Source organism: Trichocoleus sp. AS-A1, assembly GCF_039962015.1.
Lineage (GTDB): Bacteria > Cyanobacteriota > Cyanobacteriia > Cyanobacteriales > FACHB-T130 > FACHB-T130.
Genome location: NZ_JAMPKG010000010.1, coordinates 62,335 through 80,922, shown reverse-complemented (window position 1 = coordinate 80,922; position 18,588 = coordinate 62,335). Strand labels below are relative to the sequence as shown.

Annotated in this window: 13 protein-coding genes; 7 read left to right on the top strand and 6 right to left on the bottom strand. The window is 49.0% G+C overall.

The genetic code is table 11. The features are described 5' to 3' along the window. Positions 1-38: 38 nt before the first annotated feature. Positions 39-1,373, bottom strand: a complete 1,335-nt coding sequence (locus NC994_RS09835; protein ID WP_190440138.1) for a CmpA/NrtA family ABC transporter substrate-binding protein — start codon at positions 1,371-1,373, stop codon at positions 39-41. An 80-nt stretch (positions 1,374-1,453) separates the two neighbouring features. Then, positions 1,454-2,989 carry a ferredoxin--nitrite reductase gene (locus NC994_RS09830; RefSeq protein ID WP_190440135.1) on the bottom strand — a complete coding sequence of 512 codons (1,536 nt, stop codon included), beginning with the start codon at positions 2,987-2,989 and terminating at the stop codon, positions 1,454-1,456. A gap of 474 nt (positions 2,990-3,463) precedes the next feature. Here NC994_RS09830 and NC994_RS09825 point away from each other — a divergent pair, with 474 nt between their 5' ends. From NC994_RS09825 to NC994_RS09815, 3 genes are all read left to right on the top strand, one after another. Beyond that, positions 3,464-5,713 carry a DICT sensory domain-containing protein gene (locus NC994_RS09825; RefSeq protein ID WP_190440133.1) on the top strand — a complete coding sequence of 750 codons (2,250 nt, stop codon included), beginning with the start codon at positions 3,464-3,466 and terminating at the stop codon, positions 5,711-5,713. 171 nt (positions 5,714-5,884) lie between these two features. Further along, entirely contained in the window at positions 5,885-6,310 is a 426-nt protein-coding gene (locus NC994_RS09820; protein WP_190425504.1) for a photosystem I reaction center subunit II PsaD, read from the top strand. 437 nt (positions 6,311-6,747) lie between these two features. After that, on the top strand, positions 6,748-8,295 hold the full coding sequence (locus NC994_RS09815; RefSeq protein ID WP_190440307.1) for an anthranilate synthase component I family protein: 1,548 nt from the start codon (positions 6,748-6,750) through the stop codon (positions 8,293-8,295). A 137-nt stretch (positions 8,296-8,432) separates the two neighbouring features. Here NC994_RS09815 and NC994_RS09810 read toward each other — a convergent pair whose 3' ends face one another. Continuing rightward, positions 8,433-9,680 (bottom strand): septal ring lytic transglycosylase RlpA family protein, encoded by a 1,248-nt coding sequence (locus NC994_RS09810; RefSeq protein WP_242030310.1) that lies wholly within the window; start codon positions 9,678-9,680, stop codon positions 8,433-8,435. A gap of 222 nt (positions 9,681-9,902) precedes the next feature. Here NC994_RS09810 and NC994_RS09805 point away from each other — a divergent pair, with 222 nt between their 5' ends. Together NC994_RS09805 and NC994_RS09800 are read left to right on the top strand one after the other, a co-directional pair. After that, positions 9,903-10,790 (top strand): PhzF family phenazine biosynthesis protein, encoded by an 888-nt coding sequence (locus NC994_RS09805; protein WP_190440122.1) that lies wholly within the window; start codon positions 9,903-9,905, stop codon positions 10,788-10,790. Positions 10,791-11,024: 234 nt separating this feature from the next. Beyond that, a complete protein-coding gene (locus tag NC994_RS09800; protein ID WP_190440118.1) occupies positions 11,025-11,384 on the top strand; it encodes a DUF952 domain-containing protein in 360 nt (119 codons plus the stop codon). Between the two features lie 257 nt (positions 11,385-11,641). Here the strand turns inward: NC994_RS09800 and crtB are convergent, their stop codons facing one another. Together crtB and pds are read right to left on the bottom strand one after the other, a co-directional pair. Further along, positions 11,642-12,571, bottom strand: coding sequence for a 15-cis-phytoene synthase CrtB (gene crtB, locus NC994_RS09795; protein ID WP_190410266.1), 930 nt, complete (start codon positions 12,569-12,571; stop codon positions 11,642-11,644). 125 nt (positions 12,572-12,696) lie between these two features. After that, entirely contained in the window at positions 12,697-14,130 is a 1,434-nt protein-coding gene (gene pds, locus NC994_RS09790; RefSeq protein ID WP_190440115.1) for a 15-cis-phytoene desaturase, read from the bottom strand. A gap of 197 nt (positions 14,131-14,327) precedes the next feature. Between pds and NC994_RS09785 the strand changes: the two genes are divergently transcribed. Then, entirely contained in the window at positions 14,328-14,729 is a 402-nt protein-coding gene (locus tag NC994_RS09785) for a hypothetical protein (protein ID WP_190440113.1), read from the top strand. Positions 14,730-14,872: 143 nt separating this feature from the next. On the opposite strand, the gene NC994_RS09780 is transcribed toward NC994_RS09785, so the two are convergent. Beyond that, positions 14,873-16,297: a hypothetical protein gene (locus tag NC994_RS09780; RefSeq protein WP_190440111.1), complete on the bottom strand. Its 1,425-nt coding sequence runs from the start codon at positions 16,295-16,297 to the stop codon at positions 14,873-14,875. 105 nt (positions 16,298-16,402) lie between these two features. Here NC994_RS09780 and dnaK point away from each other — a divergent pair, with 105 nt between their 5' ends. Continuing rightward, a complete protein-coding gene (gene dnaK / locus NC994_RS09775; RefSeq protein ID WP_190440109.1) occupies positions 16,403-18,550 on the top strand; it encodes a molecular chaperone DnaK in 2,148 nt (715 codons plus the stop codon). Positions 18,551-18,588: the final 38 nt, after the last annotated feature.

Below are 18,588 nucleotides of genomic sequence, written 5' to 3'. Positions count from 1 at the left end.
AATAGCCGATTCCTCTTGAACTATTCGCTATTCGTGATTTATGCCTTCTTAATCTTGAGACTCTTCAAGTATTCCTCTGGCTTTTCGGGGTCAAATTTGACACCATCAAAGAATGTTTCAACACCGCGAGAACTGCTAGTCGGAATTTCTGAAGCAGGAACTCCTAGTGCTTTGGCTGCCTCTTTCCAGAGGTCTTCCCGGTTCACTTTGTCAACAAGTTCTTTAATGTTGGTGTCAGCAGGAATATTCCCCCAACGGATGTTTTCAGTTAGGAACCAGGTGTCGTGACTCTTGTAGGGATAAGAAGCGTTATCTGACCAGAACTTCATCAGTAGCGGACTATTTTGCACGACCGGGCGACCATCGCCGTAGTCAATGTTGCCTTTGGAGCGTTCGATAATATCTTTGGCTGGGACTTTAAACCATTTTGCTTGGGAGACAATTTGGCACATCTCTTCTTTGTTTTCTGCCTTGTCGCACCACTGCTGGGCTTCTTGGATTGCCATTAGCAGCGCTTTGGCAGAATTGGGATTTTTATCTACCCAATCAGCCCGCATCGCAAAAGCTTTTTCGGGATGGTCTTTCCACAGTTCTCCCGTTACCAAGGCGGTGTAACCCTGCCCTTGGTTCACCAGCTGGGCGTTCCACGGTTCGCCTACACAGAAGGCTTCCATGTTGCCCGTTTTCATATTCGCCACCATCTGAGGCGGTGGTACGGGGACTGTAGAAATATCCTTGTTTGGATCGATGCCGCCTGCGGCTAACCAGTAGCGCATCCAGAGGTCGTGGGTGCCACCAGGATAGGTAATAGCTGCCTTGAAGTCATTTTTGCCCCCAGCTTTGGTAAAGGCTTCTTTAAGTCCTTTGCTGTCTAAGCCGACTTTGGATTCTTTGTAAGTATTGGCAACAGAAATTGCTTGACCATTGGTATTTAACCGCGCCAGGATGTACATCGGCACTGGCTGCTTGTTCTTGGTTTGTCCCAAGCTCATAAAGTAAGGCATGGGGGATAAAATATGCGCCCCATCAATGCCACCGGCGTTACCGGCTGTGCCTAGCTCCAAGTTATCGCGGGTGACGGGCCAGGAAGCTTGCTTGACAACCTCAACCTCTGTCATGCCGTATTTGGCAAACAACCCTTTTTCCTGGGCTACAACTAGGGGCGCGGAATCCGTTAGAGCAATAAATCCTAGCTTGGCGGTGGTTGTTTCTACTTTCGGCGCGTTGGCTGCCGTGCTGGTGGCAACGGGGGAGGATTTTGAAGCGGACTTGGCGCTATCGGTCGGGCCGGAACTACAGCCATGAGCTAGCAAGCTTCCGGCTGTGGCTGCGCCTGCTGTAATGATAAATTGCCGTCTAGAAACTCTGCTCATATTTCTCTTGGAAGTGGTAACTCGGTGGTACGTAGTCGGGAATTAGTGGTAGGGAGTCGCTAAAAGCTTCTTTGCAACTCCTAGAAGCGAGGAGTCGCCCCAAACTGTTCGATCAATAAATTCCGCAATACAGGTTTGAGGTCTTCGCAGGGAATGCTTTTCTGGACGCAGGTACCCAAATGGGCTTCTTTACCAACTGTGCCTCCCATGTAAAGATCGACACCTTCTAAGGTTTTGCCGTTTTTGCGAACTTTTGTCCCCATCAAACCGATGTCGGCTACTTGAGGCTGACCGCAGGAGTTGGGGCAACCAGTCCAGTGAATCCGCACGGGTTTGGTTAGAGATAATTCTGCTCCCAGTTCTTCAATCGTTGCCAGGGCACGGTTTTTAGTTTCAATTAAGGCAAAGTTGCAGAACTGCGATCCGGTGCAGGAGACTAGCGATCGCGCTAAAGGATCGGGATTGATCGAGAATCGTTCTAGCAGGGGTTCGGCTAAGCAGGCGTCTAAGCGCGAGTCGGGAATATTCGGGATGATGACATTTTGCTCAACGGTGAACCGCATTTCGCCGTTGCCGTAAACTTCAGCCATCCGAGCCAGGTCAAACATATCCTGGGCATAGAGACGCCCCACGGGAACGTGTAAGCCGACGTAGTTTAAGCCGGGTTGCTTTTGGGGGTACACGCCGATGTGGTCGCGCTTTTCCCAGTCAATTTCGTCCTTTTCGGCGGCTGGTTGGAGGGGCTTCTCCAGATATTCTTCTACCAAGGCTCGGAATTGTCCTAACCCCAATTCATCGATCAGCCACATCAGCCGTGCTTTGTGCCGATTCGATCGGGGACCGCGATCGCGAAAAACTTCTAAAACGGCTCGGCATACCTCTACAACATCGTCAGGATGCACCCAAGCATTGAGGGGAATGGCAGCATCACACCGCTTGGCAGAGAACAAACCACCGACGAGGACATTAAACCCAAAGATGCCCTCTTTGTAGGCGGGGACGAAGGCAAGGTCGTTGATTTCGGCGTGAACCGAGTTGTCGCGGCAACCCGCGATCGCAATATTGAATTTCCGGGGCAGATTGCTGAAAGCTTTGTTGCCTTCCCCATGATTCGTAATCATGTCCTGGACTTGCTGCACCAGACTTCGCGTATCAAACAATTCATCCGCATCAATCCCCGCAACTGGCGAACCTGTGATGTTGCGGACGTTATCCATTCCCGACTGAATGCTGGTCATCCCGACTCGCTCTAACCGTCGGAAAATTTCTGGCACATCCTCGATTCGGACTCCCCGCAGTTGGATATTTTGCCGGGTGGTGATATCGCCGCTGCCATCTTCGCCGTAACGCTGCACAATCTCGGCGAGCATTCGCATTTGATCGCTGGTGAGGAGACCGCTGGGCATCCGCATCCGCATCATAAATTTTCCGGGCGTAACGGGTCTGAAGAAAATCCCTACCCACTTGAGTCGGTGGTCGCGGTCTGTTTCGTCCATCGCCTCCCAGCCAACCTGGGCAAAATGTTCAATTTCTGCCTTTACCGCCAGACCATCTTTCTCTGCTTTGAATTTTTCAAATTTATTAAGACTTGCTGTGGGCGTGGCTGTGCTTGTCATGGGTGTGTCCTCATTACGTGGCGCTCGAATGCCCGCAAACGGATAATCTTGTGTTTGTCAATTGCTCGTTGATGATAAGTTATGCAAACTCAACTGTGAAATTCGTATAAGAAATTACAAAATGTTAATACGAATGAAGTTTTTGCATCGATCGGATGCCATTTAGTCATGACATCCCCCTTAAGGAGGATTAATGATTTACATAAGAAATTCTTGTGGCGAGGGGTTTTGGGGAAGCGATCGCTTCCCCAAAACCCCTATCAATGCAATCATTGAGTTTCCCTCAACTCACGCCCATCAAATAACAAAACTCACACAAGTGTGATTTAGCTGCCCTTGAACGTGGAGTTAAGCAATTTTGTGAGAATTTACAATCGTTAAAACCGGATTACAAGGAAATATTCAAACCGTTAGTAGGGAACGCTCTTTTGTACGATAGGCATAGAACGGGTACGAAACTCGGCAAATTACTAAATGATCATCCCGACTTCTGTGCTGGCAGATTTGCTGCAAGTCCTGCCCCAGCTGCGACCTCAAATGTATTTCAAGTCTTCCTTAATCGCCTTATCTCATGCGATGGAAGACCAGGTTCTGGCATCTTTAGACCAGCATCTGGTGATTGCCAGTTTCCAGCGAGAGCGCTTCTATCGTCAGGAAGCTCACCGTTATCGACGGATTGCAGAACGGACAGAGCAGTTATATGTGCTGGCAGCCCCAGAAACCGACTTTAGCAACAGTTCGGAAGCTTACGAAACTGTTGCTTTTGAGCCGACCGATGGTTTAAGTCAAGAGTGGCACTTAGTGGTGATCGGGCAGAATTATGCTACCTGCTTGGTTTGTCGAGAACGAAACCTAACAGAGGATGGGCGATCGCGTCAGGGTGTAAGAGGAAAGACCGCAGCTAGAAAAGGAATCGCACCCGCGTTTTCCCCTAGCCGCCGCACTTCTGACCTTCCTCGAACCACCTCCCGATTGCGGATGTCATCGTTTGAAGGGATAGACCCCGCCCGCCGGTTTGAGGGAATCTGGACGTTCGATCGGCAAGTCAGTTGCATCGTTGCTGAATTATTACTCAATCGGATTTCGCAGTACCGTCCGGAATTGGCTCAAAAGCTCGCTCAAGCACGAAATATTTACGGCATTCCTTCGAGGGGAGAGTTTTTAGAAACTTCCTTTGGAAAAACCGATCGGGAAGTAGCGAATCGGCAGAATTTTTTAGTTCAAAACTCCGTACAGCCACAGGCGGCAAAGGAACCCTCTGCCCAAACTCCAGAGTCTCTAACCGACAATCCCGACCCCTTTGTTCAGTGCCTAGTCACTTACTTGCAAGCGGGGCAGTACAAGCTGCTCAAAGCTTATCGCTCAATTTCCGCCCAAGAACGCAAAGAACGCCTAGTCAACTCGATTACGGCTGCCATCCGGCGGGGTAGCCATACGGGACAGCCGTTACACCCGGATGAAATTCTATCCATTGCCGTACAGGAATTAGGACAGGCATTGTTCGCTTGCCGGTGTCTGATTTATCGTGCCGGGGAAATCGATACTTCTGCCACGATTAACCATGAATTTTTGAAAGTGACCGATAACGGGAATTCTCGACTTGCCTCTGCACTCGGTCAGGATTGGCCTTTACAGGAAAATCCTCTATTTCAGGAAGTTGTGCAGAACCGAGAGCGAGTTTATGTTGCCGATACTCATATCGACCCTCGCATTGTAGAAGTGTCGGCAGGAATATCGGTAGGAGTGTCGGAACTTCCTTCCAATCGCCCACTTCAAACTCTGGCGAGCCGCTTTGCTATTCAGTCTTGGCTGATGATGCCAGTGCTATATCAGGATCGACTACTGGGGATAGTAGAGCTGCATCATTGCGGTGCTACCCCCTACGAGTGGCAGGACGACGAACTAGAACTTGTAGAAGCCATTTCTATTCAAATCGCCGGGGCGTTGATTCAAGCCGAAGCCTACGCGAACCTGGAAGACCTCAACCAACAGCTAGAAGCTCTCGATCGCACTCGCAGCAACTTAGTCGCAATTACGGGTCACGAACTCCGCACCCCCCTCTCTACTATCCAAGTCTGCCTGGAAAGTCTAGCGAGCGAACCTGATATGCCCCCGGAGATGCGGCAAGTGATGCTCAGTACCGCTCTCACCGACGCCGAGCGGATGCGTAAACTGGTTCAAGATTTCCTCACCCTTTCTCGCCTAGAAAGTGGTCGGGTGCAATGGCATCCAGAACCCCTAGCGCTGCCAGAGTGCATCGATCTTGCCCTCAGCAGTATCCGCGCCCGCAATTCCGATGGTCAGCTACCAAAGATTATTACTAAAGTGTCTGATTCGCTGCCTTTAGTACGAGCGGATGGGGAGTGGCTGGTCGAGGTGCTTGCCAAACTGCTGGACAACGCTTGCAAATTTACAACGCCTCAAGGAAAAATTACGATACTCGCTGAGTGTAACGACAGCTCAATGCTTGAAGTTACGGTTGCCGATACAGGTCGTGGCATTGAACCCAACCGGCTGGAGGCTGTCTTCGATCGGTTCTATCAGGAAGAAGGCGCTCTGCGGCGAACTACTGGCGGTACTGGTCTGGGACTTGCGATTTGTCGCCAAGTTGTCACGGGTTGGGGCGGTGAAATTTGGGCTGAATCCGCCGGTAAAGACCAAGGTAGTCAGTTTCACTTTACCGTCCCTATCGCGGCAAGACAGTCAGCAGTCAGTAGTCTTTGATGAAATTAGTCAGCAATTAGTAGTCAGCAGTGCTTGACTAATGACCCATGACTAATGACTAAATGACTCATGACTAAATGGCTAATGACAAACTGTTACAGTTCTTGACAGACTCGCAAGACAGGCCTTGCCTCGGTGATAGGATGCCCTAAAACGTTGGGAGAAAAATCTATGCCAGAAACTCTTACTGGACAAACCCCCATATTTGGCGGCGGTACCGGCGGTTTGCTCACCAAAGCTGAACTAGAAGAAAAGTACGCCATCACTTGGACAAGCCCGAAACAGCAAGTATTTGAATTGCCCACTGGTGGCTCTGCCATCATGAACCAAGGTGATAACGTGCTATACCTAGCACGTAAAGAATACTGCATCATGTTAGGCGGTCAGGTACTCCGAGCCAAGTTCAAAATCAACAACTACAAGATTTACCGTGTCTTCCCGAACGGTGAAATGGAGTATCTGCATCCGAAGGATGGCGTCTTCCCAGAGAAAGTCAATCAAGGTCGTCCTTATGTGAATAAGGTAGAACGGAACATTGGTAGCAACCCGGAACCGCCAACGATTAAGTTTAGCGGTCGTGCGACTTACGACGTTTAGCACCTTTTTAATTATTTAGCATTAGTAGGGTGGGCATCCACCCTACTTTTTCGTTAAAGATGATGCGATAAATGGGCGAAGCAAGGGCAATTCTGTTGGGTTAACAGTTTGAATTCAGATATCGCAATTCTCATTTGGGTGCGATACATCTGTAGGAGCATGACAATCCAAAAGCCCCTATCAAACATTAGAACCGCAAGATATTCCACCCAACTGAGAACTGCTATATTTGCTCCCCACGACTTATCCTCCAAGACTCCCCGATAAGTTGGGGAAATTAGATAAAACAAAAATACGAGAGTCTAAAGGAGAAAGATGAAGGATGAACTAAAGCGTCTGTTTCTTCCCTTTTCCCATTTGCGCCCATTTCTGTTTTAACCTGGATGAATAATGGCGGCGCTAGGGCGAATCGCCTCGATCCAGAACGCAAGAAAATTATGATTTTTCCTGATTTTTCCCAATTTTCCGATCTGGCTAAACAGGGTAATTTTGTGCCGGTGTATCAGGAATGGGTGGCAGACCTAGATACACCCGTGTCTGCTTGGTACAAAGTCTGTGCTGGACAGCCTTATAGCTTTTTACTGGAATCCGTGGAAGGTGGGGAAAAAGTAGGTCGCTACAGTTTTGTCGGCTGCGATCCTTTGTGGGTGTTGGAGGCGAGAGGAAATAAAACGACGCAAACCCACCGTGACGGGAGAGCGATCGCGTTTGAAGGCGATCCGTTTCAGGCATTAGCTTACTGCCTAAAGCCGTTTCACCCGGTAACGTTGCCCCAATTGCCGCCCGGAATCGGCGGATTATTTGGCTTCTGGGGTTATGAACTAATTAACTGGATAGAGCCGCGCGTGCCGATTTATCCCGCCTCAGAGGACGATTTACCGGATGGATTGTGGATGCAGGTAGATAACCTGATTATTTTCGATCAGGTGAAGCGGAAGATTTGGGCGATCGCGTATGCAGATTTGCGCGACCCAGATGTGGATTTGGCTCAGGCATATCAACAAGCGTGCGATCGCGTTACTCAATTGGTGAGCAAACTCCAGCTACCCTTGTCGGGAAAAGATACTTTGTTGCAATGGACGCCCCCTGAAAATCGGGAGAAGCAACTCACCTACACCAGCAACACCGGACGCGAACAATTCTGCGCCAATGTCGAAAAGGCAAAAGATTATATTCGCGCTGGAGATATATTCCAAGTCGTCCTGTCTCAGCAACTCTGTGCCGAATATAGCGGAGAACCCTTTGCCTTATATCGCTCTTTGCGCCTCATTAATCCCTCGCCTTATATGGCTTATTTCAACTTCGGCGATTGGCAGATTATTGGTTCTAGCCCGGAAGTGATGGTGAAGGCGGTGCTGAGTTCCTACGGAGGCGATGCGGCGCTAACAGAGGAGGGGATGAGCGCGACCGTGCGCCCGATTGCCGGAACGCGCCCGCGAGGGAAGACGCCAAAAGAAGATGACGCCTTTGCTGAGGACTTACTTCAAGACCCAAAGGAAATTGCCGAACACGTCATGCTGGTTGACTTAGGCCGCAATGATTTGGGGCGCGTCTGCACCAGCGGCACGGTGAGAGTCGATGAATTGATGCTAATCGAGCGTTACTCTCATGTGATGCACATCGTCAGCAACGTGCTAGGAGAACTCGCGCCCGATAAAACCGCCTGGGATTTACTCAAAGCCTGCTTCCCCGCCGGAACCGTCAGCGGTGCCCCCAAGATTCGGGCGATGGAGATTATTCACGAACTCGAACCCTGCCGTCGCGGCCCCTATTCGGGGGCTTATGGCTGGTATGACTTTGAGGGGCAATTAAATACAGCGATCGCGATTCGCACGATGGTTGTTCGTTCTCAAGCCAGTGGGAAACATCAGGTGTCAGTCCAAGCGGGTGCGGGTCTGGTTGCAGATTCTCGCCCCGAAACTGAGTACCAAGAAACCCTCAACAAAGCTAAGGGATTGCTAGAGGCTATCCGCTGCCTTGAATAGAGGCTAAGCCGTCAGAGGAAAGTAGAAACAAGGGTTAGGAACGTGGATTTATAAACCCTCAATTCTTTGCGTCGGGGTATGGCAGTGCCATGCCCCGAGGGAAGGTGGATGAGTGTAAGCGATTTAATCCACGTTCCTTAGAGCGGTTTCATCACGACGGCTTCATAGGGAATCACGCCCACCTCTTCGCTCTTAAGGCAGCGAGCGGCTCCCCGCGACAAATCCAGCGTTCTCGGCGGAATGTAGGGACCACGGTCAGTCACCCGCACGATGACAGCATCCCCATTTTTCAAGTTTGTTACTTTTAGAAAGGTATTAAAAGGCAGAGAAGGATGAGCCGCCGTCAGTGCATCCTGGTTATAGATTTCGCCGTTTGCCGTTTGGCGTCCGTGAAAATAACCCCCATACCAAGAAGCTAAACCCTCTAGTTTGGTATCTGTCTGGGTTAATCCGTGCATTTGGGCTTGAGCTTCCACCAAGGTTAAAGGCGTTTCTCCCAAGGCGAGGCGGAGATTATTTACCCATTCGATTGCCAAGAGTTGGCGATCGCGATTGAAGTCGGTAGCGATCGCGTCGTCAATTACAAACAACTGGTTGTTGCCTAGCTTACCCCCCGGCTTCCCATCCACCAGCGTTGGTTTCAGTTGCGAAGCGTCTACATTGGAGTTTTGCAGGAGTTGCGCGATTCGCTTGGCAAATCGCTCAGCTTGGGGTTTTTCGGGGATTTGAGCCACCAAATGTCCCTTCACCCAGACTTGAAACTGCTCCGGTTCTCCGCCGGATGTGGTGACGCTCTTGGTTTTGCGCCCAGCCAATGACATCCAAAAACCTTGCCGTTTTCCAATTTTTTCCCCGATGTTTTCATTGATTAAGCGATCGCCCAATGCGCCTTGGTCGCGAATATGAACGACTGCAACCGACGAAGGCTTTGTATCGCGAGATTCAGCCCAAGCAGGCAATTTCAATAAATTCTGCATCACCTGCATAATTCTGTCTGGAAAACTCGGCTTTGACGCTCGACTGGCGGGAACTTCAACCCATGAAGCCGACTGAGATAGGATAGTTGGTGCTACTGGCGCTTCCTTCATGGGTGCCGAGCCGGGGCGGCAAAGCACATTATCCACCGTCGCTAGCTTCCGCCTAGATTGTTCAGGCGTTTTGGCTTTGTTTGATGAAGATTGGCTCTGATTTCCTCCTATCTGGAAATCCCAGGAAGGCAAGAACGCACTGAATTTTTGAGAATGTAAACCGCTTAAATACGAGTAGGGTTTCCCCGTTCCTACAGCCTGAACAAACAGAGGTTTATCGCTATCCAGGGGATTATTGACAGATGAAAAAACCTTGGCTGGAAGTGTTATCGAGAGGTAATCAGGTATACTCGACAACGCCTGGTTAGAGAAAAAACAGCTGACCCAAGAAGTTACCCAAACAAGTCCGAAAAATGGCATTGGCAAAAAAATCTTTAGTTACAATGCACTCTGGATTTGCAAACGTTCTCTAGTATACCAACCTCCTTATTTGGTATATCTGCCCTCTGGCTGAGTTGTGCATTTAGACGCGATCCCAGCCTCTTGCTAATAAACCATATAGCAGCGATTTTGACAAGTATGAAGCGACTTCACTTTTACATTGTTGATGTATTTGCCGTAGAAAAATACACGGGTAATCAACTAGCAGTCTTTACGGATGCCGGTGAGCTTTCTGATGTTCAAATGCAAAGAATTGCTAAAGAAACGAACTACTCGGAAACCACTTTTATAACTTCTCCAGAGGTTCGAGATGGAGGTTATGATGTGCGGATTTTTACGCCTGAGCAAGAGTTACCGTTTGCAGGTCATCCTACTTTAGGGACTGCTTATATTTTGCAACAAGAAATTATTAATCAGCCGGTTGAAAACTTAATTTTAAATCTAAAAGTTGGACAGATTCCTGTATCGCTGCATTACGGAGAGCAAGCAGTAGAATGGGTGTGGATGCAGCAAAAACCACCTATTTTTACCCAAACCTTCGAGGGAGAGGCACTCGCCCAAGTTTTGAATTTAGAACCCAGCGAGATAGATCCTCGATTCCCGATTCAAGAAGTTTCTACGGGAGTTCCCTTTATTATCGTTCCCTTGAAAACGCACCAATCCTTAAAGCGAATCAAGGTAAATAAGGATAAATATTTTGATTTAGTTAGTCATACTCAAGGCAAATGTATATTGGTTTTCTGCCCTGAAACTTATCATCCAGAGAATAACTTGAGCGTGCGCGTGTTTGCCGAGTATGCAGGAATTCCCGAAGATCCTGCTACAGGAAGTGCGAATGGTTGTTTAGCTGGTTATTTGGTTCAGCATTCCTATTTTGGAGCAGAGACAGTTGATGTCAGAGTTGAGCAAGGGTATGAAATTGGCAGACCTTCTTTGTTGTTGTTAAAAGCTCACAAAAAGGCTGATTTCATTGAATTATCGGTGGGTGGCAAAGTAATTTTAGTTGCCAAAGGAGAATTCGTCTAACGGGTAAGATTTGCTTTGACTCAATCCGGTTTGGTCAAGCATAATTATAGATTGGGTTCGGGTTAGCCAAACCCATCAAATGCTTTTGCATGCGTGGTTTCAGGCATCAAGGCAATCTACACAGGGAAGGTTTTTAGTCTTAAGCCGACCGGATTTTGCCTCTATTTGTGCAAGTAAAGAAGACCCTATCTCTTACCAATTGAACTGTAAAATTAACAATTTTTGCGAAATTTTATGAGTATTATTTTGCACATCACGCAGCGCGAACAGTGGGAAGAAGCAAAATCAACTAAAAAATATTGTGGCGATACGCTGGAATCGGAGGGTTTTATCCACTGCTCAACGCCAGAGCAAGTTATTAATGTAGCGAATAGCTTTTTTCATTCCCAAAGTGGCTTAGTCCTGCTGTGCCTTGATTCGGAGGCAGTTGAGGCAGAAATCCGATACGAGGGATTCGACGAAGGAGAACGGTTTCCTCATATCTATGGACCTTTAAATATCAATGCTGTGGTGCAAGTGCTGGATTTTTCTCCGGGGGAAGATGGCTGCTTTGAATTGCCGCCAGAGATTGCTGGGAGTGCTAATAAGGCTTGAAGAACGAGAGCGATCGCATCCTCATCTAGCCGCATCCGTTGCCCGTTAGAGGTAACCTGAGCCGCATTCCTGGTTGATTTCGAGCTATCAAAGGATTGAATAGGAGCAAGTCCGCTTATCGATTGCTCAATAAACGGACTTGAAATCGGGAATGGCTAATCCCAAAAAACATAGGGTTTACAGACGTGAGTTGATTTTCCTCTGGTTGTCGCCAGCGCCACAAGTCGCCAGCGCCACAAGCCGCCAGCTCCACAGAGTTATAGCACCTGCGCCCTCAACCAAGCCGCTGGCAAACTCAGCAGCTTCCGGGAAGTCGGGACGTAAGCTCTGGTGCTAAATACATCGTATTGATTGCGTTCAATCCGATCGAGAATTTGGCTATAGAGCATTAAAGCCGCCGCAACGGGCCAACGAGCATCGGGGCTAAGGGCACCAATTCCCTGTTCGGCTTCAACGTAGAATTTGCGTGCCCGTTGAATTTGGAAACGCATCAATTCGCGCCATCGCTCATCGACTACCCCATTCATCAGATCCTGTTCGGTGTAGTTAAATAACGCTAATTCTTCGAGGGGCAGGTAAATGCGACCCCGACGGGCGTCTTCTCCGACATCTCGCAGGATGTTAGTGAGTTGGTTAGCAATGCCAAGTGCGATCGCTTCCGAGGTCGGAATATAAATCTCTTGATTGCGTTTCCAGGGTGCTGTATACGGTTCCGTATCGACACCCATCACCGCAGTAGACATCAACCCCACCGTACCGGCAACCCGATAGCAGTAAAGATTAAGTTCTTCAAAGGTCTTGTATCGGCTCCGGTAGAGATCCATCCGCTGACCCGCAATCATATCCCGAAATGGTTCAATATCCATCGGGAAGCGTTTCAGCGTATCTACCAAAGCCACATCCGGGTCGTCTAGGGGTTCGCCAGCAAAAACAGATTCTAGCTGTTTTTCCCATCGATCCAAAGTTTCAGGAGTCGTAATCGCAGCTGAGGCACCGTCTACCAGTTCATCGGTGCGACGACACCAAGCATAAATTGCCCAGATGGCACGGCGCTTGGCTGCTGGCATCAGCAGCGTACCCAGATAAAACGTCTTTGCGTACTTAGCCGTAATCTGGCGACAGAGTTGGTAAGCGTCCTCTATTGAAGCCAGCGTTCTCATGCGCGGGAAATTAGACAGTTGCAGCATTCAGTACAGGCACCAGAGATTGTCAGTTTTCCGTTGTCAATTGTCAATTGTCCTGAGTCTGTTGTTCTTTGGTAGCAGGTAATAGATAGTCAGATATTCGGGAGTAGACTCTTTCCCCCTAACCATTACCCACTAACGACTAACGCCTGATCGGTGACCGTTGACGATTGATCGGTGACTACTGACGACTGACTGCTCACAATTGCCTGCGCTGTCAGCTTACCAGAAAGTACGGCACCTTCCATACTCGCTAGGTAACGCTGCATGGTGTAATCACCCGTCAAATAGAAATTCGCAATCGGTGTTTCTTGGGAAGGACGATATTGCTGACGCCCTGGAGTTGCCTTGTAGACTGAACGAGGGGTTTTGACAACGTGATATTTCAGCAACTTGGCTGGGTTCTCACCCCCAAAATGATCGGGAAAAAGTTTTTCCAATTCTGCAACGGTGGCGTCTACAATTTCCCCATCCGATTTGCTAATCCAATCTTTTGCTGGTGCCAGCACCAATTCCAACATTGAGCGGTCGGGGTTCGCATATTCACGACAGGTGTTGCTCATGTCCGCGTAGACACTAAGCAAGGGCGATCGCGAAAACAGCAGATGGTCAATTTGAGTTAATTTTCGGTCAAACCACAGATGCACGTTGATGACCGGGACACCCTCTAAGCCGTTTAGCTTTTGGAAATACTCCATCTGACGCCAAGGTTGAGGCAACATCACCTTCAGGGGGTCAACCGGCATTGCAGATACATAAGCATCCGCCGTAATAATTTCATCCGCAGCACCATTCAACCCGCGAATCAAGAATCCCCGCACCGTGCCATCGGCATTGAGCAAAAATTCCTTGATCGGCATATTCAACAGCACTTCCCCACCGCGCTCGGTGATGTAATCTACCATTGGCTGACACAACCGCTCGGTCGGGGAACCATCCAAAAATGCCATTTTTGAGCCATTTTTTTCCTGAAGGAAGCGATTGAGAGCGGTCAGCAATATCGTGGCAGAAATTTCATCTGGGTTAATGAAGTTCAGTGCTTTGGACATGGCAATGAAAACTTCTTTTTCTACCCGTGGGGGGATGTTTTGCTTTTTCATCCATTCCGACCACGAGTATTTATCCATCTCCTCAACGTATTTTTGCCCCTGAACCATCGCCGGAATTAAACCAATCCCGAAGCGAATTTTTTCAGGCCAAGTCAACATATCGTTGTTGCCCAAAATCGCTGTGACGCCATTAAATGGTGCCGGAATGTCCGGAAAGTCAAAGCGAGAATAAGTACCGGGGGCATCGGGCTGGTTGAAGATCATTGTGTGTTCTTTCCACTGCAATCGATCTTCAATACCGAGTTCCTTAAATAGCTGCAACATATTGGGATAAGCCCCAAAAAAGATGTGCAGTCCGGTTTCGTACCAGTCGCCGTCTTCGTCTTTCCATGCTGCCACCTTACCGCCTAGAACGTCCTGACGTTCTAGAACGATGGGAGTGTGACCGGCATCTGTCAAATATTTGGCGCAGGAAAGCCCTGCTAAACCCGCCCCAGCGATCGCAACTCGCATCTGATGGTCTACCCTTATAGCTGCTTGCGTGTTTGGTCGCTCTCATTATACGTTGCATTTCGTTACAGAAGATAGCGCTACCCCACTGCAAATCTCTGTAAAGTTGTCACCCTCTCCCGATCGATGAATATTAGCTGCGATCGCATCGGGGCAATAATGAGAAATTATCATCCGAGCTGAACCCGCAGGAAAGACCGATGAGTCAAGACAATCCCGATGCACCTCAACCACTCAGCGAACGAGATAGGGCACTGGCAAAGGAGCTTGCAGCAGTACGCGCTCAAAGACAACGTCTGTATGAAAAGCTAAATGGTTCCCTAAAAGCGTTGTTTAGCCATTGTGAGTGGAGAATCACTCATCACGACACTGGAATGACAGAATTAGTTGTCATCTGCCCTAGCTTGGTCATTTATCAACGGCTATTAAAAAAAGTAATTTCCATTCAAACTCGGCTCGAAGATACTGTTGAAATTAAACAGACTAGATTTATTCTCTGTTATCCTCCAAATCCTCAAGCTTTTTATGAGCATGAAGTGACAATACAACAAGATTTCAATCCTAATCCTTATTTAGATTTAGATGAGAACGAGGAGTTTTAGGAGATTAGGGAGAGAAAACTTAAACCGCAAGGGTGCAATCGTACCAAATCGTCGCAATGACAATAAGGAAAAAATAGATGCTAATTGTCCGCATTGCGAGCTTTGTTTAGCTCTAGCATTCAATGGTGCGGACAATATTTTATCTAGCGAGGCCAGGGAATTCTAGTATCAGCAGCAATTTGGCGACCGATGACAGCCGCACCATAGCGATTTAGATGGCTGGGATCGGCAAAATAGCCATTTTGGTTTGTCCACTGTCTGGATAAGTCGAGAAAGATGAATCCTTTAGCACTAGATTGGCGAACCATATAAGGTCTAAATTGTTGCTCAGCTCTAAGGCGAGTTCGGTCTAAATAATCCCTACTTAAAGGCAGGTTGATGAAGAATACTGGAATCCGACGCTGCTTGGCAAATACCATTAAATTATTCAACGCCACCTCCTGCTTACCTCCGAGTTGGAAGGCACTGTAATCACTGTCATAAGCGCCTGCAACTCGCGGCTTTTGTCGATAGTAAATAGCAGGATTAAATCGGATATTTACGGGAAGGAATCCATTGGCGTCGATTGCCCCTGCCGAGTAGTCGGGAGTCAATCCTCCTAGAGTATTTTGAGCCAGTATTGTCTCGCTGGACGGCTGAGAATTCAAAAGGGTGATATTAAACTGGCTTTCGTTCTGGGGAATTTCGTCTAGGTTGGTATCAGCAACTGAGTTGAGGTTTGGAGGTGGGGTCGCCGTTAAGAGTGTATCCGGGCGGTTAGAGGGTGTAATACCACTTAAGGGGCGATTGCCCGTTAATAAGCGCTTGTAGCCTGGAGAAGCCAAAATCAAGTTATAAGTCCGATCTACACGCCCACTGTTAAAGGCTCTCACTCCATCCGCCCACACAATGAGTTTCGGCAACTGCTCTTCGGTTAAAATTTTCCGCAACAACAAATCAATCACTTGGACAGTCGCACCATTCACCCCGAAGTTAAAGATTTTCAATCCCCCAAAACCTTTACCCGCTAAAGCTTGCTGCATCTGTTTGGGATCGACTCCCTGCAAAGAGCGGGAACTGCCTACAATTAAAATATCGGGTGGGCCAAGGGCAGCGATGTAGGACAGATAAAGAACTAGCTGATTATCAAGCAATTGGTTGTTAAAGGTGGGGTATTTTAACTGAAAGCTGGTTGCAGCGGCTCTTTGTTGGGCTACCTGCAAAAAAGCCATATACTCGATAATTTTCTTCTGGGCATAGACTCGTTGGGGACTGTCGGGTGGTATGGCTTGCAGGGATGCGATCGCGCTTAGCCATGTTTGGGCAACTTCATCCCAGTCCGCCGCCGATCTAGCCGTTTGAGCCAGGGTAGCAGCCCTGTTAGCGTAGTTAATTGCCTCCGACAAGGAATCGCTCTTAGTCGCTGCTGTTGTGGCAGCTAAGGGCTGAACCAGCAGGTTCCTATGGGTAATTTGGGGTACTAGCGTTGTCGAACAGCCAATCGCCAGCAAACATCCTGCCACGACGGCAGTAAAGCGGGACAAGAAGCGATGATTCGCAGCAAAAATAATAAAGAGTCGATATATCATTGAGTTTCTCTCTTGCCTGATACTGCTCATTCCTGACAGCAAGATAGAATAAATCCAGCAAATTGTTCTCAGTATATTAAGTTAGGTAAGGAGAACACGAATCGCATGGGCAAGGTAGTCGGCATTGACCTCGGAACAACCAACTCAGTCGTAGCTGTCATGGAAGGCGGCAAGCCCGTTGTCATTGCCAATGCGGAAGGCATGAGGACTACTCCCTCCGTGGTAGGCTTCAGCAAAGACGGGGAACGCCTAGTTGGACAAATGGCACGGCGGCAAGCCGTTCTAAACCCGCAGAATACGTTTTATGCGGTAAAACGGTACATCGGACGCAAGTATGCGGAACTCAGCCCCACCTCGAAGCAAGTTCCCTACACGATTCGGCGGGATGACGAGGGCAATATTAAAGTCAAATGCCCCAGACTGAAGCGGGAATTTGCTCCAGAAGAAATCTCGGCAATGGTGCTGCAAAAGTTGGCAGATGAGGCGAGTCGTTATCTGGGACAACCGGTGACGGGCGCGGTGATTACAGTTCCGGCTTATTTCAATGATTCCCAACGGCAAGCGACGCGAGATGCTGGGCGAATCGCCGGGTTGGATGTATTGCGGATTCTTAACGAGCCAACGGCTGCATCTTTGGCTTATGGTTTGGATCGCAAGGATACTCAGACGATTCTGGTGTTTGACTTGGGCGGCGGTACATTTGACGTTTCCATCCTGGAAGTGGGGGATGGAGTGTTTGAGGTAAAAGCCACCAGTGGCGACACCCAATTGGGCGGGAACGATTTTGACCGAAAAATTGTGGATTGGCTGGCAGAGCAGTTTCTGGAAAAAGAAGGGGTAGATCTCAGACGCGATCGCCAAGCCTTACAACGCCTCACGGAAGCCGCCGAAAAAGCCAAAATTGAGCTGTCTGGCGTTACAGTCACGGATATTAACTTACCTTTTCTCACTGCCACGGAAGAAGGTCCCGTACACTTAGAAACCAGGTTGACGAGGGCGCAATTTGAAGGATTGTGTGGGGATTTGGTGAGCCGATTGAAGGCACCCGTCAAACGCGCTTTAGTGGATTCTGGTCTGAACCCCTCCAAGATTGATGAAGTGGTGTTAGTGGGCGGTTCTACTCGCATTCCCTTGGTGAAACAGCTGGTTCGTAGCTTAATTGACAAGGAACCAAACGAGAACGTTAACCCAGATGAAGTCGTGGCAGTGGGTGCCGCAATTCAAGCAGGAATCCTCGCCGGTGAAGTCAAAGACGTGCTGTTGCTGGATGTCACGCCTTTGTCCCTAGGATTGGAAACGATAGGCGGCGTGATGAAGAAACTCATCCCCCGAAACACGACGATACCCGTGCGGCGTTCGGATATCTTCTCGACCGCTGAAAATAACCAAACTTTGGTGGAAGTTCACGTCCTGCAAGGGGAACGGGAAATGGCGGCTGATAACAAGTCGCTAGGGCGGTTTAAGCTCACTGGCATTCCCCCAGCACCGCGAGGAGTGCCCCAAGTTCAGGTATCTTTTGATATTGATGCCAACGGCATTTTACAGGTGACGGCGTTAGACCGGACGACAGGGCGAGAGCAGAGCATCACCGTTCAAGGGGCTTCCACTTTAAGCGAATCGGAAGTTAACCGGATGATTCAGGAAGCCGAGCAATATGCCTCAACAGATCGGGAACGGCGCGAACGGGTGGAGAAGCGCAACCGCGCCGAAGCACTGGCTTTCAGTGCGGAACGGCAACTGAAAGAAGTGGCGCTGACCTATGGAATGCAGTTTGCTGCCGGTCAGCGGCGTCGCATTGAGAACATGGTGCAGGAACTGCGCCAGAGCATTGCCCGCGATGACGATCGGTCTGTGGATCGGGCACAAAGCGATCTCCAGGATGCTCTCTACGAGCTGAACCGAGAGGTGCGGATGGAATCAATGGAGGACGAGGACGACTTTTTCGGATCGATCCGTCGCACGTTTTCCGGCGAAGGCGATTCCTTGTTTGGCAACTCGACACAAGACCGCTATGAGAGTAGCCGCTATCAAGATCGTTATGAAAGTAGCCGCTATCAAGATCGCTCGGAGGGTAGCCGCTATCAAGATCGCTCGGAGGGTAGCCGTTCGCGCGATCGCTATGACGATGACCGTCGCAATAGCGGCTCTACAGGCGGTCAGCGGTATAGTCGGGATAGTGACGCGGCTCCCCGCCGGACTTCGAGAATTGTTCAACCTGAGGATGATTGGGATGATGATGATGATTGGCTGTAAATTAGCTATAGCTGTTAGCGATTAGCTGTTAGCTATTG

What these genes read in the sequence shown, in the direction of transcription:
- NC994_RS09835 (WP_190440138.1), bottom strand. Translation starts at nt 1,373, where the DNA reads ATGAGCAGAGTTTCTAGACGGCAATTTATCATTACAGCAGGCGCAGCC.
- NC994_RS09830 (WP_190440135.1), bottom strand. Translation starts at nt 2,989, where the DNA reads ATGACAAGCACAGCCACGCCCACAGCAAGTCTTAATAAATTTGAAAAA.
- NC994_RS09825 (WP_190440133.1), top strand. Translation starts at nt 3,464, where the DNA reads ATGATCATCCCGACTTCTGTGCTGGCAGATTTGCTGCAAGTCCTGCCC.
- NC994_RS09820 (WP_190425504.1), top strand. Translation starts at nt 5,885, where the DNA reads ATGCCAGAAACTCTTACTGGACAAACCCCCATATTTGGCGGCGGTACC.
- NC994_RS09815 (WP_190440307.1), top strand. Translation starts at nt 6,748, where the DNA reads ATGATTTTTCCTGATTTTTCCCAATTTTCCGATCTGGCTAAACAGGGT.
- NC994_RS09805 (WP_190440122.1), top strand. Translation starts at nt 9,903, where the DNA reads ATGAAGCGACTTCACTTTTACATTGTTGATGTATTTGCCGTAGAAAAA.
- NC994_RS09800 (WP_190440118.1), top strand. Translation starts at nt 11,025, where the DNA reads ATGAGTATTATTTTGCACATCACGCAGCGCGAACAGTGGGAAGAAGCA.
- crtB (WP_190410266.1), bottom strand. Translation starts at nt 12,571, where the DNA reads ATGCTGCAACTGTCTAATTTCCCGCGCATGAGAACGCTGGCTTCAATA.
- pds (WP_190440115.1), bottom strand. Translation starts at nt 14,130, where the DNA reads ATGCGAGTTGCGATCGCTGGGGCGGGTTTAGCAGGGCTTTCCTGCGCC.
- NC994_RS09785 (WP_190440113.1), top strand. Translation starts at nt 14,328, where the DNA reads ATGAGTCAAGACAATCCCGATGCACCTCAACCACTCAGCGAACGAGAT.
- NC994_RS09780 (WP_190440111.1), bottom strand. Translation starts at nt 16,297, where the DNA reads ATGATATATCGACTCTTTATTATTTTTGCTGCGAATCATCGCTTCTTG.
- dnaK (WP_190440109.1), top strand. Translation starts at nt 16,403, where the DNA reads ATGGGCAAGGTAGTCGGCATTGACCTCGGAACAACCAACTCAGTCGTA.